The organism is Desulforudis sp. DRI-14, from assembly GCF_052618305.1.
Map to the genome: position 1 here is coordinate 83,754 of NZ_JBQXEZ010000002.1, position 15,566 is coordinate 99,319.

Here is a 15,566-nt window from a genome sequence, read left to right on the forward strand (position 1 = left end):
GGTAAGGCCGGTATTTATGCGAAAATGCAAAATTTCGGGGTTTGTTTTCACTCGTCAGTTAAGGCTGGAGGAAGGCCATGAGCAGCAACGACCTGAACCGGGCGATGTTCGAAAAGGCGCTGCGGGACGGCGCGAGCACGGCGCTCAGCCGTGTCAAAACGGTGAAGCCTTGTCCTACGGGAGTCGCGGGGGCTTGTTGCCGGATGTGCTCTATGGGACCGTGCCGGGTTTTCGAGGACAAAGGTCCCAAAGCGGGTGTCTGCGGCGCGACGGCCGAGACCATCGCGGCGCGCAACTTTTGCCGGATGATCGCGGCGGGGACGGCGGCGCACTCGGACCACGCCCGGGAAGTGGTGAATACCTTCCTGAAGGCGTGTGATGGCCAGGCTCCGGGGTTTGCCATCCGCGACGAGGCCAAGCTCAGGACCGTCGCCCGCGTCTTCGGCCTGGAATGGCAGGGCAAGAGCACGGACGAACTGGCCAGGCAGGTGGGGGAAGCCGCCAAGGCGGAGTTCGGCAGGCAGGACGGCGATTGTCTTCCGGCCAACCTCGCCCCGGTCAGAAGGCGGGAAGCCTGGCGCAGGGCGGGTGTGTTTCCGCGCGGTATTGACAGGGAGGTCGTCGAGACGCTGCACCGGACCCAGATGGGGGTCGACCAGGACGCCTGGAGCCTGATGCTCCAGGCAACGCGCTGCGCCCTGGCCGATGGGTGGGGCGGCTCGATGATCGCCACCGCCTTGCAGGATATCCTGTTCGGGACGCCCCGGCCGTTGCGGGCCAAGGTAAACGTGGGCGTTTTGCGGGAGGATCAGGTCAATGTCGTCGTGCACGGGCACGAACCGCTGCTGCCCGAAATCCTGGTGGCGCTCGCCCGCGATCCCGAACTCCTGGACGAGGCGCGTGCAGCCGGCGCTTCGGGCATCAACCTGGCCGGCATTTGCTGCTCGGCCAACGAGCTGTTGATGAGACACGGGGTGCCGGTGGCCGGCAGTTTCCTCCAGCAGGAACTGGCCATCGCCACCGGCGCCGTCGATTTGATGGCGGTCGACGGGCAGTGCGTAATGCAGGGACTGGCCGAGGTCGCCCGGTGTTATCATATGCAACTGGTGACCACCTCCTCCCGCGCCCGCCTGCCGGGCGTCGAACACGTGGAGTTTCACCCGGAGACCGCCCTGGAGACGGGCCGGGAACTCCTGCGGCGGGCTATCGCAAATTTTCCCCGGCGCGGGAAGGTCGCTATCCCGAAAGAAACGATGGATCTCGTGGCCGGGTTCGGCCACGAGAGCATAGAGTATATCCTTGGAGGCCGCTACCGTGCCTCTTACCGCCCGCTGGTCGACAACATCGTTAACGGGCGTATCCGGGGCATAGCGGGCGTCGTGGGCTGCAGCAATCCCCGGGCCGCGGGTGGCGGCGACGGGCACAGCGAACTGGTGCGCAAGCTGATCGCCAACAACGTCCTGGTGCTGGCCACGGGCTGCGCGGCGATAAGCCTGGCCAGGGACGGGCTGCTCAGGCCGGAGGCGGCAAGCGAAGCCGGACCGGGGTTGGCCGAGGTCTGCGAGGCCGTCGGCATCCCGCCGGTGCTGCACTGCGGAGCGTGCGTCGACAACAGCCGCTTGCTGGCGGCCACCTCGGCTCTCGCTTGCGAGGGCGGGCTCGGCGAGGACATAGCGGATATCCCGGTAGCCGGCTGCGCCCCCGAGTGGATGAGCGAGAAGGCCCTGGCCATCGGACAGTATTTCGTCGCCAGCGGTATCCCGGTGGGTCTCGGAGTAAACTTCCCAGGGTGGGAAAACAAGGCTTTCAGGCACATTATGACCGAGCAATTAGAGGGTGTGACAGGAGCCGGGTGGTTCTTTGAGCCCGACCCGGAGAGAATGGCCGACAGGCTCACGGCGATCATCGATGCCCGCCGCCGGGCGCTGGGCCTCGACCGCGGCCGCGAGCGGGTGCTCTTCGACATGGAGATGAGGAGGAAACTCGATGTCTAGGGTAATCGCCAAGGCGGCTATCAGGGGGGCGCACAGGCTGGTGGAGCAGGCCGGGGACACCCTGCAGGATGCCCTTGCGAGGTTTGGTCCGGACCACAAGGCGGCCCTGCCCAACACCGGGTATTACCTCCCCGTGATTTACGGGATCACGGGCCGGCCCGTGGAAAGGCTGGGCGAGATGGTCCCCGTCCTGGAACTGGCGAGGGAACTGCTGCCGGAGGAACCTGCCGACCGTGTCTGGCTGCCTTACCTGGGGCCGGCCCTCGACGCCGGCATGGCCGCCCTGTTCGCCGGCGAGATCATCGAAAGCATTAAATACCTGCACGAACCGGTGCCTTATACGATGGCCCCTACCCCCGCCGAGGGGAAACTGTGGCTGGGGGCGGCCGACGACGCCGTTCTCAGGCAGCGGGGCATCGAATTCGTCGACGGCACGGCGCCGGGTTTCGCGGTTTGCGTCGGCGCCGCCCCGGACAATGAAACCGCCGTCCGGATCGCCCGGGAGTGCCAGGAAAAGAACCTATACGTGTTCATGGTGTCTTCGACAGACGGGCGGAGCATGGCCGAACAGCTGGCGGAGGAAGACGTTCAGATGGGCTGGGAGACGCGCCTCATCCCCTTTGGGAAAGATACCAGCAGCGCGGTGTTCGCCCTGGGGTTCGCCGCGCGCGTGGCGCTGTCGTTCGGGGGCGTTGCCGCCGGCGACGCCCGCAGGCTGCTGCTTTACAACAAGAACAGGGTTTTCGCCTTTGTGCTGGCCTTCGGGGAACTCGATGACGAGAAGTGCGCCCTGGCGGCCGGAGCCTTGAACTTCGGTTTCCCCGTGGTCGCCGACACAAAGATTCCGGAGATACTGCCGACCGGCATCTGCACGTACGAGCACGTGGTGGCCGGCGTCCCCCACGAGCGTCTGGTGACCCGCGCCTGCGAAGTCCGCGGCCTGAAGATCACCGTGACCAAGGTGCCCGTTCCCGTCGCCTACGGTCCCGCCTTTGAGGGCGAGTCGGTGCGCAAAAACGATACCCATGCCGAGTTCGGAGGGCAAAAGACCCCGGCTTTTGAACTGGTCAGAACCGGCGGGGCCGACGAGGTTGAAGACGGGCGCATCGTGGTAACCGGCAGCGATATCGACGCGCTGCCCGAGGGGGGAAAGCTGCCGCTCGGGATCTGGGTGGATGTATACGGGCGCAAGATGCAGCCCGACTTCGAGCCTGTGCTGGAGCGGTGGATTCACCACTTCATCAATTACGCCCAGGGCGTCTGGCACATGGGGCAGCGCGACGTCAACTGGATTCGTATCAGCAAGACCGCTTTCAAGGTCGGTTTCAGGTTGCGCCATCTCGGTGATATACTCTATGCTAAACTGAAATCTGACTATTCCAACATCATCGACAGGGTCCAGGTGCATATCACCGCGGATGAAGAAGAGGTGCTGACCCTGCGCGAGAAAGCCCGGGCTTACTACGCCCAGCGCGACGAAAGGCTGCGGTCCTTAAGCGACGAGAACGTCGACACATTCTACTCGTGCACGCTCTGCCAGAGCTTCGCGCCGGCCCACGTGTGCATCGTTTTGCCTGAACGGGTCGGGCTGTGCGGATCGGTGAGCTGGCTGGACTGCAAGGCAGCGTACGAGATCAACCCGCACGGGAGCAACCAGCCCGTGCCGAAGAAAGGGGTTATCGACCCTGTCAAAGGGGAATGGAGCTCCTGCAACGAATTTATCGCTACCAATTCACGCGGCGCGGTGGAAAGGGTGAACTTTTATTCCGTCATGGAGTACCCGCTGACGTCGTGCGGGTGTTTTGAGGCCATCGTTTGCCTGCTTCCCGAGTGCAACGGGTTTTTGGTCGTCAACCGCGAGTATACGGGGATGACCCCGGCGGGGATGACCTTCTCAACGCTTGCCGGGACCATCGGCGGAGGGGTGCAGACGCCGGGCTTCATGGGTATCGGCAAGGCCTACCTGGGCTCGCGCAAGTTTATCGCCGGGGACGGCGGATTGGGGCGGATCGTGTGGATGCCGCGTTCCTTTAAGGAATACATGCGGCCGACTCTGGAAAGGCGCGCGAGGGAAGAGGGACTGGGAGACGACTTCGTGGACAGGATCGCCGACGAAACGGTGGGCGTGGAGGTTGACGCGATCCTGGCCTTCCTTGAGGGAAAGGGGCATCCGGCCCTGAGCATGGATCCGCTGTTCTAGGTGAAATTTACAGGCTGCTGCCGGGCGGGGGAAGTGTAAATGGCTCTAACGGGACTGCAGATTTATAAGATGCTGCCGCGTACGAACTGCAAGGAATGCGGGCAGGCAACCTGCCTGGCTTTCGCTATGCAGCTGGCGGCGGGCAAGGCGTCGCTTGACCTCTGCCCCCACGTCAGCCAGGAAGCCAGAGAGGCGTTGAGTTCGGCTTCGGAGCCGCCGATTGCACTGGTGAAAATCGGGGCGGGCGAGCATGCGGTGGAGCTGGGCAATGAGACCGTGCTCTTCAGGCACGACAAGCGCTTTGTGCATCCTACGGCCATCGCTGTCACCGTTTCGGATTTGCTGGACAAGGAACAGATCGCCCGCCGGGTCGAGGAAATCAACGGCCTGTTCTTTGAGCGGGTCGGCCAGGTCGAAGGCGTCAACCTCGTTGCCGTAAAGCAGGACGGGGACAGGGACCGCTTTGCCGCTGCGGTCAGGGTTGCCAGGGAAAAGAGTGCCCTGCCCCTGATGCTGATCAGCGAAGATGCCGGCGCCCTGGCGGGAGCCCTGGAGATCGCCGGAGACGGGCGCCCGCTGATCTGCGGAGCCACGAGGGCCAACCGGGAGGCCGTGGTCGAACTGGCCAGGAAATACGACTGCCCGCTCGTGGTCCGGAGCGACAACCTGGACGACCTGGCCGGACTGGTGGATGAAACGGTAAAGGCCGGGCACAAGCAGCTTATCCTGGACACCGGAGCGCGGAGCGTGGAGCGTGTCCTGGCCGACCAGACGCTGGTGCGCCGCCTCGCGGTCAACAAGCGTTTTCGCCTGTTCGGCTATCCCACCGTCGCTTTTGCTTGCAGCGGGGATGCCATCCAGGACATGCTCGACGCAGCCGTCTACATTGGGAAGTATGCCGCAGTGGTGGTGGTTGACTCGGCTGAGCGCGCAGACATCCTGCCGCTGATTACCTGGCGGCTTAACATCTACACCGACCCGCAGAAGCCAATTGCTGTTGAAGCCAAGGTCTATGAAGTGGGCAAGCCCGGACCCGACTCGCCGGTATTCCTTACGACCAATTTCTCCCTGACCTATTTCTGTGTGGCCGGGGACATCGAGGGCGCGCGAACCTCAGCCTACATCCTGCCCGTCGATACCGAGGGCACGTCGGTCCTCACGGCCTGGGCCGCAGGGAAACTGGCGCCCGAGAAGATTGCCGAGTTTATCGAGAAGAGCGGTATCGCGGAGCGGGTCAGGCACCGGAAACTGATTATCCCGGGCGGGCTCGCGGTGATGAGCGGGAAACTGCAAGAGGCTACGGGCTGGGAAATCCTCGTGGGGCCGAGGGAGTCTTCAAGTATTAACGCGTTCCTGAAAGAACACTGGTCGTAAGCTGAGCGAGGTTAAGCCGTTGACCTGCAAGGTTACCTTCACCCCGGACAATCTTACGGTAGAAGCGGATGAACATGAGAGCCTGGTTGCTCTGGCGGCCCGTGCCGGGATCATCCTGCGGGGGGCCTGCGGGGGAGCCGGCACCTGCGGCCGCTGCCGTGTTTCGCTGGCTTCGGGAAGCGTGGCTGTCCGCGAGGAAGGGGAGGTCCATTCCCCCGCGGAGGTGCCGGCTTGCCGGGCGTATCCCGTAACGGACGTTGTTGTCGAGATCCCCGAGAGCGCACGGCTGGGCAGCCACCGGGTGCTGATCGAGGATCGGGGCCGCGGGCAGCTGGATGAAGCGCCTGCGAGCACCGAGGCTCCCCTTGCGCCTCTATACGAGTCAATAGAGCTTGCAATGGCCGCTCCCACCCTGGACGACGCGAGGGATGATTGGGGCAGGTTGCGGGCCGAGCTTCAGAAGAAAGTGCCCGGCATCAACCCTTTGCTTACGCTGGACTTTGTCCGCAAGCTTCCGGGGGCCGTCCGTAAGGGGAACTGGCGCGTTACGGTGGATTTGGCCCATGCCGGGGCATTCACCGAACTGGCCGGCATCAGCGTTGCGGGGACGTCCTCCCCGAGGTTCGGCCTGGCCGTTGACCTTGGGACGACTACAGTGGCGTGCCAGATGGTAAGCCTCTCGGACGGGACGACGGTGGCCTCGGCCGGGACCTACAACCGCCAGGCCGCTTTCGGCGACGACGTTATCTCGCGCATCATCTACGCCACCGAAGAGCCCGGCGGTCTCGACAGGCTTCAGGAGGAAGCGGTGGTGACCATCAACAGCCTGGTCGAGGAATTGGTTGAGGACCTGCGAGCCGGGTACGATGACATCCGTGCCGTCTATGTCGCCGGGAACCCCACGATGACGCATCTTTTCCTGGGCGTCAATCCCGCCTACCTGAGGCTTGAACCCTATATCCCGGCGGTCAATTCCTGGCCGCCCGTACGGGCCGGGGAGCTGGGCCTTCGCGTTCATCCCCGGGCGTGGATTCACTGCGCTCCGGGCGTTGCCAGCTACCTTGGCGGTGATATCACGGCGGGCCTGGTTGTGGCGGGCCTGCCGGATACCGATCAGTTGACCCTGTTTGTGGACATCGGCACCAACGGCGAGATGGTGCTGGGGAACAGGGACTGGCTTGTCGGATGCGCCTGTTCGGCCGGTCCCTCCTTTGAGGGCAGCGGCATCACGGGTGGGATGCGGGCCGTAGAAGGGGCCATTGAAATGGTCGGCGTCAGCAGCGGGGGATACGAAGTCTTTTGGCGCACGATAGGAGGACTGCCGCCGCGCGGCATCTGCGGCACCGGCCTGATCGACGCCTTGGCTGCCCTGCGCGGGGCCGGGGTGATTGACCGGGGAGGCCGGTTTGTTTCCGGGCTGGATACGCCCCGGCTGCGCATGGGTCCCGAGGGGCGCGAGTTCGTACTGGTATGGGGCAGCGAGTCGGGGCACGGGCGCGACATTGTGCTTTCGGAGGCCGACCTCGATAACCTGATGCGGGCCAAGGCGGCCGTTTTTGCCGGCATAAAGGCCATGGTGGACGCCGTCGGGCTGCAGATTTCGGATATCGAGCGGGTGCTTATCGCCGGGGGGTTCGGCAGACACCTTAACCTTGCCCGGGCTGTTGCCGTCGGCATTCTTCCCGACCTTCCGGCTGAACGTTACCGTTTTCTCGGCAACACCTCCCTTAAAGGCGCACGGTTGGCCCTGCTGTCCCGGGAGGTCCGGGACAAGGTGGAGGAAACGGCGCGCAGCCTGACTTACCTCGATCTGAGCGCCGGGACAAGTTTCATGGACGAGTTTATGTCGGCCCTCTTCATCCCGCACACCGATATGGGTTTGTTCCCGTCGGTGGCCGATCAGGGGGGTGACTGAGCTTGCGGATTGCCGTGGCCGGAAAGGGCGGCACAGGGAAGACGACCTTTTGCGCCCTCGCCGTTAAGGCTCTCCTGCGGGCGGGCAAAGCGCCGATCCTGGTCGTCGACGCCGATCCCAACGCCAACCTTGGGGAGGCGCTGGGGATCGAGGCAGGGGATTCGGTGGCGGATATCGTGGCTTCAGCCGACGGGCAGCCCTATTTGCCCGGGGGAATGACGAAGGAGCGGTACCTGGCTTACCGCATCCACCAGGCGCTGGCCGAGGGGCGGGACATAGACCTGCTGGTGATGGGGGGGCCCGAAGGCGCCGGATGCTATTGCTACGTGAACAACCTCCTGCGGGGCCTGATCGAAGAGCTGCACGGCAATTACCCTGTTATGATCGTCGATAACGAGGCGGGGCTCGAACACTTGAGCCGGCGGACTACCGGGAAGGCTGACTTCCTGTTTATCCTGTCCGATGTCTCCGGCCGGGGAATTCTCTCGGCCCGCAGGATTGCCGGCCTGGTCAGGCGTCTCAGGCTGGACGTGGGGAGCATGGGGCTGGTGATCGGGCGGGCTCCCGAAGGAGCCGCCGGCGCGCTCGCCGGGCCGATTGGGAAACTGGACATCCCTCTCTGGGGTATCGTTCCGGAAGACCCCGAGATAGCGGCGTTGGATTTGGCCTGGCGGCCCTTGACCGGGGTTGGCGACAACAACGCGGCATTGTCCGCTGTTGCCGACATCCTAAGGAATCAGGGCATTATCTAGGTTGAGCATTTTCATATAGTGAGGAAGGAAAGGTTCTAATGGCGGTAGAGATCGTAAAGGAAAGATGGAAGGGCCGGGTACTGGAGATGGTGCTGGGGAGCGGGACCCATACCGTTAAAGTAGGCGGAGATGCGGCTTTGCCGTTCCTGCATTTTGAGGGACAGATTCCCAACCGTCCGGCCACGGCCCTGGAGGTATGGGACAGAGTGGACGGCGAGTTCCCGCCGATGCTGGCCGCCGCCTTCGAAGGCGTTCTCGGGAGTCCCGGGGATTGGGCAAGGCGGTGCGTGGAGTACGGCGCCGACATGGTTGCGCTGCGGCTGGTCAGCACGCACCCCGAGGGACAAGACGCCGGAGCCGAAGAAGCGGCCGCCGCGGCCCGCATGGTTGCGGAGGCCGTTGAGGTGCCGCTGATCGTGCTGGGCTGCGGGGTGGAGGAAAAGGACGCCGCTGTCCTGCCGGCCGTGGCTGCGGCCCTTGATGGCCGCAACTGCCTGGTGGGGTTTGCAACGAGCGAAAACTACAAGACCGTCGTCGCCGCCTGTATCGCTCACGGGCACAGCGTTATCGCCACCAGCCCGCTGGATATCAACCTGGCCAAGCAGCTTAACATCCTGATCACCGATATGAACCTGCCTCCGGAGCGCATCGCCATGGACCCGTCGATCGGCCCGCTGGGGTACGGCATAGAATACGCCTGGTCCATTATCGAGAGGATGCGCCTGGGGGCGCTCTCCGGAGACCGGATGCTGTCCCAGCCCGTGATCTGCTTTGTAGGGGACGAGGCCTGGAAGGTTAAAGAAACGACGGCGGACGATGTGGCCGAGTGGGGCGAACAGGGGCGGCGCGCCCTGCTGTGGGAAGCGATGACGGCGGTCGTCCTGGCGCAGGCCGGCGGATCGATTTTTGTTTTCCGTCATCCCGAGGCGATGCAGCACTTTAACCGGCAAATTGACGCTCTCATGCGGCAGGATGTATACTAAACGTTAAGGCTCTAAGAAGCGATTTAAGAAAAGGAGAGCCGCAAGGCTTCTTTATGTTACGAAGGGTGATGCCGGCGTGATTTTAATCGGTGAGCGGATTAACGGCATGTTCCGCGACATACGGGCGGCGATCCAGGAGCGCGACCCGGTTCCCGTCGCCGAGCGGGCCAGGATCCAGGCGGCAGCCGGCGCGCATTACCTGGATATCAACACCGGTCCCGACGTCGATGCTGCCGAGGCGCCCGAAGTAATGGCCTGGCTTGTCAAGGTTGCGCAGGAGACCTGCGGCCTGCCGTGCTGCATCGATTCCCCGCATGTAGAGGCTTTGCGGGCGGGGCTTGCCGTGCACAGGGGCAAGGCCATCATCAATTCGACCAGCGCCGAGCAGGAGCGCATGGACGCCTTGTTCCCCCTGGCGGTTGAATTCGGCGCAGCCATTATCGGCCTGGCGATGAACGAAAAGGGCGTTCCCAAGGACGCCTCCGACCGGCTGGCCCTGGCCATGGAGCTTGTAGCCAATGCGGATGCTCACGGGCTGGCGATGGAGGACTTGTTTATCGACCCGCTGATCCTCCCTGTCAACGTCGCCCAGGAGCACGCCGTCGAGGTCCTGGAAACGATCAGGCAGGTGCGGATGCTGGCCAGCCCGGCTCCGCGGACGGTTATCGGCCTGTCCAACGTGTCTCAGGGGGCGCCCGAACGCTCGCTGATCAACCGGACCTACCTGGTCATGGCCCTGGCGGCGGGCCTCGACGCGGCGATCCTGAACGTGGAGGACAAGGCCTTGATGGACTCGGCCGCCACGGCCGAGGTTCTGTTAAACAAAGAAGTATACTGCGACGCCTTCCTCCGCGTTTTCCGGAAACCCCTGGTAGTATAGGGGCGACCCAGTATGGCCGGGGATCGGGTGCCCTATTCCAGGATGTTGATGACCGTGCCGGCCTTCGCCCACCTGCAGGCGCTGTCATGGTCGGGGCACGGCGGGAAGGTGTCGCCGCCCTGGAGCACGACGCGCGCGCCGTGAGCGTTTTCGTAGCGGCCCGATTCCGGAACGGTTTGACCCGTCTCGAAAAGCACGCCTCCTCACCTCCAGGTTTATTATGCTTCGGCGAGGGGGTTGTTTATTGTGTCTCTGTAGTTGACCCAGAAAGCCCAAGTGCTTTAACACGTTATTTCGTTGATCAGTGGATTAATACAGTCATCTAAGGTATCGAGAAGATGTTTTTGCGCAACAGGGAGGTGAAGGGGTGGCCGTGGCCAGGGAAGGTTCCGTCCTGGTTGTGGGCGGCGGCGTGGCAGGCCTGCAGGCGAGCCTTGACCTTGCCGAGGGCGGATTTCAGGTTTATCTCGTCGATGAGGCGCCGGCGGTGGGCGGCAAGATGGCCATGCTGGGCCGGGTTTTTCCGACCAACGAGTGTTCGCTCTGCACCCTTTCGCCAAAACTGGCCGCTGTCGCGCACCATCCCGGAATAACCGCCATTACCGGGGCAAGGGTGGCGGCTGTGGAAGGAAAGGCCGGCCGTTTTACGGTGCGCGTCCGGCAGGAGGACAGGGGGGTTGACCTTGACCGCTGTAAGGCCTGCGGCGACTGTGCCGCAGTCTGCCCCGTTGAGGCCCCGGACAGCTTTAATGCCGGCCTGGCCAACCGCAAGGCGATTTACCAGCTCTATCCCCAGGCCTATCCCAAGGGTTACGCCATCGACGCCGCTGTTTGCCTGGAATGCGGGGCCTGCGAAACCGTTTGCCCGTCCGGTGCGATCACCAGGGGGGTCGGTAGGGATATCGAGTTGCGGGTGGGAGCAATCATCCTCAGCCCGGGGCTGGAGCCTTTCGACCCCGGCGGGCTGGCTCATCTCGGCTACGGGCGCTGTAAAAATGTAATGACGAGTCTGGAGTTCGAAAGGGTGCTCAGCATTGGAGGCCCTTCGCAGGGTCGGCTGGTCAGGCCGTCGGACGGTATGGTGCCCCGGCGGATAGCCTGGATCCAGTGCGTCGGGTCGCGGAACCCCGCGATAGGAAGGGGTTATTGTTCCACGGTATGCTGCCTTGGCGCCGTTAAGGCGGCCCTTTCAGCTGGTGAGCAGGTCCAGGGATCCCTTGAGAGGGTGATCCTCCTCCGCGACCTTCGAGGATATGCAAAAGGTCATTACCGGTATATCGAGCGCGCGCGGAGGGCGGGAGTCCGGTTCGTTTATGCCGGGGTAAGCGGGCTGCGCGAGCTCGGTGACGGAAGTGTGGAAGTCCGCTACAGCCTTGAAGACGGAACGGTGGTCAACGAAGTCTTCGACCTGGTTGTCCTCTCGGTGGGTTTGGGGCCGTCGGACAGTGCCCGGCGGCTGGCCGAGATTGCGGGCGTGGAGCTTGACCGGTTTGGATTTTGCAAAACCCAGCCTTTCAGGACGACGGCCGCTTCGAGGCCCGGAATTTTCGCGGCCGGTTCGTTTTCGGGACCGAAGGACATCCCCGATGCCGTAACCTCCGGCAGCGCGGCGGCGGGCGCCGCGGCCGCGCTGCTGTCCGGAAGCCGCGGGAGGCAGAGCCCTGTCGACCCTGCCGCTGAAAGGGACGTGGACGGCCTGCCGCCGCGCGTGGGGGTTTTCGTCTGCCGATGCGGGACGAACATCGGCGGTGTGGTAGACGTTTCCCGCGTCGTCGAGGCCGTTTCCGGTGAACCCGGTGTCGCTCTGGCGAAGGAGGTTAAATACGCCTGCGCGGAGGACAGCCTGGACCTGATGCGGGAAGCGGTCGAGGAGCACGGGCTGAACAGGATCGTGGTTGCCGCCTGCAGTCCGAGGAGCCACAAGCTTGTGTTCGAAGAAACGCTGCGCAAGGCCGGGCTGAACCGTTACCTTTGTGAGATGGCCAACATCCGCGACCAGGTGGCCTGGGTTCACGCCGACGAGCCGGCGGCGGCAACATCCAAGGCTATCAGCCTGGTGCGCGGCGCGATCGCCAGGGCCTGCGGGCTTACAGCGGTCAGGGACCTTTGCGATCCGGTAGTGCCGGTAGCCCTGGTTGTCGGGGGCGGCGCTTCAGGAATGGAGGCGGCGCTTGGCATTGCCGAGCAGGGGTTCGAAGTGCACGTTGTAGAGAGAAGCGGCGAACTCGGGGGCCGCGCGGGGCAAATGGTCGTTACGCCCGGCGGGGACGACGTCACGGAGTTTCTCGAAGATTTGATTAAGAAAATCAAAAGCCATCCGCTGGTACACCTGCATCTTAACAGCAGGGTCAGGACCGTTGACGGGCACGTGGGCAACTTCCGCACGACGCTGGACAGCGGACGCGAGATTCAGCACGGGGTCGCCGTTCTGGCTACGGGTGCCCGGGAGATTGCGTGGCAGGGTTACCTCCACGGAAAGCATCCGGCCGTGATGACCCTGGACAGGCTGGAGGCAGCCGTGGAATGCCCGCCGCACGACACGGTCTTCATCCAGTGCGTGGGGTCGCGGAACGCCGAGCGGCCGTATTGCAGCCGTTCGTGCTGCAGCCGCGCTGTAGCTGCTGCCATCCGGCTGCGGAAACGCCATCCCGGGAACAGGGTGTTTGTGTTATACCGCGACATGAACACCTACGGGCTGGACGAGGAACGTTACCGGCAGGCCCGCGAGCTCGGTGTTGTCTTCATCCGTTACCGTCTTGGGGAGGAACCTGTCGTCGAGGATGCGGGGAGCGGCAGGGTTAAAATCAGGGTTATCGACCACATTCTCGGCGCACCGCTTGAGCTGGAGGCCGGGCGGGTTGTCTTAGCGGTTGCTGCGGAGGCATCGGCGGCCGGGCGGGATATGGCCCGGCTCATGAAAGTCCCCTGCGATGCCGACGGTTTCTTCCTTGAGGCCCAGCATATGTTAAGGCCGGTAGACTTTGCGGCGGCAGGCGTCTTTATGTGCGGGGAGGGCCAGGGGCCGAAACGCCTGGAAGAGAGCGTGCTGCAGGGTCAGGCGGTGGCGGGGCGGGCCGGTGCCATCCTGGCCAAGGGGTTTGTCAGGACCAGGGGTGTCTGGGCGGTTGTCGATGATAAACGTTGTGCGGCCTGCCTGACCTGCGTCCGGTTTTGTCCCTTTAATGTCCCCGTCCTGGCGGGGAACGCCGTGCACATTGAGCCGGTCCAGTGCCAGGGATGCGGGATCTGTATGGCTGAATGCCCCAATGAGGCTATTTCGCTAAACGGTTATAAAAGGGAGCAGCTGACAGTCCTGGTGCGCATCCTGTTAAGCGGGGAGGCGGATCACGATTGCTGTTTGAGCCGAGAATCATAGGCTTTTGCTGCTTTAACTGCGCCTATTCGGCTGCCGATCTGGCCGGCAGTATGCGTCTCGCTTACGCCCCTGCGGTGCGCATCGTCGGCGTTCCGTGTACGGGAGCGGTGGAGGATGCCGTTATCCTGGCCGCTTTCGAAGAGGGGGCTGACGGGGTATTCGTCGCCGGCTGCCTTGAGGGCGAGTGCCATTACCGTTCAGGCAACATTCGGGCACGGCAGCGAGTTCAGAGACTTCGCCGCGCTCTCCAGGAGATGGGCCTGGACGGTGAGCGTTTAGCGATGTATAACCTGTCTGCCGCCATGGGGAGCAGGTTTGCCGAACTTGCCAACGAATTCAGCCGCCGGATTCGCCTGCTCGGGCCTTCGCCGGTGCGAAAGGGCGGTGGCGGTGCGTGATCGTCGCGGAAGCCAAGCCTCTTGAAGAACTCCTCGCATGCCTGGAGGAAAGCAGGCGCGCGCTTATCGTATCCTGTTCGGGGTGTACGGCTGTGTGCCTGACGGGCGGGGCGGCCCAGGCGACGAGCCTGGCCAGCAGGCTTAAGATCGCCAAAAGGATAAACGGGTCCGACCTGGATGTCGAGACGGCTTCTCTCCTAAGGCAGTGCGAGCCTGAACTGCTGCCTGCCATCGCCGACAGGTGCGCAAGGGCTGATGTCCTTATCTCTCTGGCCTGCGGCGTGGGCGTGCAACAGCTGGCGGAGGCCTACCCGGACAAGTGGATCATCCCCGCCCTGAACACGACTTTTGCCGGGAGCTATGCGGGAGAAGGCGTCTGGGAAGAGCGCTGCGGCCTTTGCGGCAATTGCGTTCTTCATCTTACCGGGGGCGTCTGCCCCGTAACGCGCTGCGCCAAAGGCCTCCTGAACGGGCCTTGCGGGGGGCCGGCTGACGGCAGGTGCGAGGTGGACCCGGAGGTGCCGTGCGCCTGGATCCTTATTTACGAGCGCCTGCAGGCGCAGGGTCGCCTGGAGCTTCTCACGCAGGTCCGTCCGGCGAAAGACTGGAGAAGCGCCAGGGACGGCGGGCTGCGGCGTTTTTCCCGGGAGGGGATGTCGCGTGAATAGCGGCGGCCGCCTGGAAAAGGCCCTGGCTGAACGCGAGTTTGCCGTCACGGCCGAGATCGGGCCCCCGCGCAACGCCTCGGGTGAATCCGTCAGGGCCAAGGCGCGGCTGCTGAAGGGCTTCGTGCACGCAGCGAACGTTACCGACTGCCAGTCGGCGGTGGTAAGACTTGCGAGCCTGGCCGCAGCCCTGCACGTCCAGGCGGAGGGTGTGGAAGCCGTCTGGCAGATGACCTGCCGGGACCGGAACCGCATCGCCATGCAGAGCGATCTCCTGGGGGCGGCCAGCCTTGGGATTAAAAACGTCCTTTGCCTTACGGGGGATCACCAGAAGTTCGGCAACCACCCCGCAGCCAAGAACGTCTTCGACCTTGACTCGGTGCAAATGGTGGAAATGGTCCGGCGGATGCGCGACGATGGCCGTTTCGACTGCGGGGACGAGATCAAAGGGCCCCTGCCGCGGTTCCTTATCGGGGCCGTGGAAAACGCCACGGCCGAGCCGACGGCGCTCAGGCTGCTGCGGCTGCGCAAGAAGGTTGCGGCCGGGGCGCAGTTTATCCAGACCCAGGGGGTATTCGACCTAGCCAGGTTTGAGGTTTTCATGCGGGAGGCGGCGGATGCGGGCATCCTGGAAAACTGCCGCCTGCTGGCCGGGGTTATCCCCTTGAAGTCGGCGCGCGCGGCGCGGTTCATGAATGAACGCGTGCCCGGCGTCAGGATACCCGACGAGGTCGTCAGGCGTATGGAGCAAAGCCGGGACCAGGAAGAAGAGGGGATCCGGATCGCCGTGGAGACGGTGGATGCGCTGCGCCGCGTACCGGGAGTGGCGGGCGTGCACCTGATGGCCGTCGCGTGGGAGGAGGCGGTCCCCCGCATAGTATCCGAAGCCGGAATCAAGCCCCTGGGAGACCGTTGAAAAACTGCGCCTGGCTTTGTCAGGCTTGCCCGTCCAGTGCTCACGTACCACCCAGTACGCTCCGCGCTGTCCGGCTTCGCCTTCCGCGCCATGCTTGTTTTGACCGGCCTCTG

The 15,566-nt window shown here is 63.9% G+C and carries 12 protein-coding genes; 11 read left to right on the plus strand and 1 reads right to left on the minus strand.

Annotation, left to right across the window (positions count from 1 at the left end; all coding sequences use genetic code 11):
- Window positions 1-77 precede the first annotated feature (77 nt).
- The 7 genes from cooS to ACUM6F_RS02210 all read left to right on the plus strand — a co-directional run bounded on the left by cooS (window position 78) and on the right by ACUM6F_RS02210 (window position 10,098).
- Window positions 78-1,994, plus strand: coding sequence for an anaerobic carbon-monoxide dehydrogenase catalytic subunit (gene cooS, locus ACUM6F_RS02180; RefSeq protein WP_445348277.1), 1,917 nt, complete (start codon window positions 78-80; stop codon window positions 1,992-1,994).
- On the plus strand, window positions 1,987-4,194 hold the full coding sequence (gene acsB, locus ACUM6F_RS02185) for an acetyl-CoA decarbonylase/synthase complex subunit alpha/beta (RefSeq protein WP_445348278.1): 2,208 nt from the start codon (window positions 1,987-1,989) through the stop codon (window positions 4,192-4,194). Before cooS ends, acsB begins: the two co-directional genes overlap by 8 nt.
- A 39-nt stretch (window positions 4,195-4,233) precedes the next feature.
- Window positions 4,234-5,568, plus strand: a complete 1,335-nt coding sequence (acsC, locus tag ACUM6F_RS02190) for an acetyl-CoA decarbonylase/synthase complex subunit gamma (RefSeq protein WP_425621551.1) — start codon at window positions 4,234-4,236, stop codon at window positions 5,566-5,568.
- Window positions 5,569-5,587: 19 nt separating this feature from the next.
- The gene (locus ACUM6F_RS02195) at window positions 5,588-7,483 is read left to right on the plus strand and encodes an ASKHA domain-containing protein (RefSeq protein ID WP_445348279.1); all 1,896 of its coding nucleotides are present in this window, start codon (window positions 5,588-5,590) and stop codon (window positions 7,481-7,483) included.
- A 2-nt stretch (window positions 7,484-7,485) separates the two neighbouring features.
- Window positions 7,486-8,235 carry an ATP-binding protein gene (locus ACUM6F_RS02200; RefSeq protein WP_425621553.1) on the plus strand — a complete coding sequence of 250 codons (750 nt, stop codon included), beginning with the start codon at window positions 7,486-7,488 and terminating at the stop codon, window positions 8,233-8,235.
- Window positions 8,236-8,273: 38 nt separating this feature from the next.
- The gene (locus tag ACUM6F_RS02205) at window positions 8,274-9,218 is read left to right on the plus strand and encodes an acetyl-CoA decarbonylase/synthase complex subunit delta (protein ID WP_425621554.1); all 945 of its coding nucleotides are present in this window, start codon (window positions 8,274-8,276) and stop codon (window positions 9,216-9,218) included.
- Window positions 9,219-9,294: 76 nt separating this feature from the next.
- Complete coding sequence (locus tag ACUM6F_RS02210; protein WP_425621555.1) at window positions 9,295-10,098, plus strand: methyltetrahydrofolate cobalamin methyltransferase; 804 nt, start codon at window positions 9,295-9,297, stop codon at window positions 10,096-10,098.
- A 32-nt stretch (window positions 10,099-10,130) separates the two neighbouring features.
- On the opposite strand, the gene ACUM6F_RS02215 is transcribed toward ACUM6F_RS02210, so the two are convergent.
- Window positions 10,131-10,295, minus strand: a complete 165-nt coding sequence (locus tag ACUM6F_RS02215; protein WP_425621556.1) for a hypothetical protein — start codon at window positions 10,293-10,295, stop codon at window positions 10,131-10,133.
- Between the two features lie 170 nt (window positions 10,296-10,465).
- On the opposite strand from ACUM6F_RS02215, the gene ACUM6F_RS02220 reads away from it, so the two are divergent.
- From ACUM6F_RS02220 to ACUM6F_RS02235, 4 genes are read left to right on the plus strand one after another with little or no spacing between them, the layout of a single operon-like run.
- On the plus strand, window positions 10,466-13,474 hold the full coding sequence (locus ACUM6F_RS02220; protein ID WP_445348280.1) for an FAD-dependent oxidoreductase: 3,009 nt from the start codon (window positions 10,466-10,468) through the stop codon (window positions 13,472-13,474).
- Window positions 13,450-13,872 carry a hydrogenase iron-sulfur subunit gene (locus ACUM6F_RS02225; protein WP_425621558.1) on the plus strand — a complete coding sequence of 141 codons (423 nt, stop codon included), beginning with the start codon at window positions 13,450-13,452 and terminating at the stop codon, window positions 13,870-13,872. The genes ACUM6F_RS02220 and ACUM6F_RS02225 overlap by 25 nt, the downstream gene beginning before the upstream one ends.
- Complete coding sequence (locus ACUM6F_RS02230; protein WP_425621559.1) at window positions 13,869-14,540, plus strand: methylenetetrahydrofolate reductase C-terminal domain-containing protein; 672 nt, start codon at window positions 13,869-13,871, stop codon at window positions 14,538-14,540. The genes ACUM6F_RS02225 and ACUM6F_RS02230 overlap by 4 nt, the downstream gene beginning before the upstream one ends.
- The gene (locus ACUM6F_RS02235; RefSeq protein ID WP_445348281.1) at window positions 14,533-15,453 is read left to right on the plus strand and encodes a methylenetetrahydrofolate reductase; all 921 of its coding nucleotides are present in this window, start codon (window positions 14,533-14,535) and stop codon (window positions 15,451-15,453) included. Before ACUM6F_RS02230 ends, ACUM6F_RS02235 begins: the two co-directional genes overlap by 8 nt.
- The last annotated feature ends 113 nt before the right edge of the window (window positions 15,454-15,566 follow it).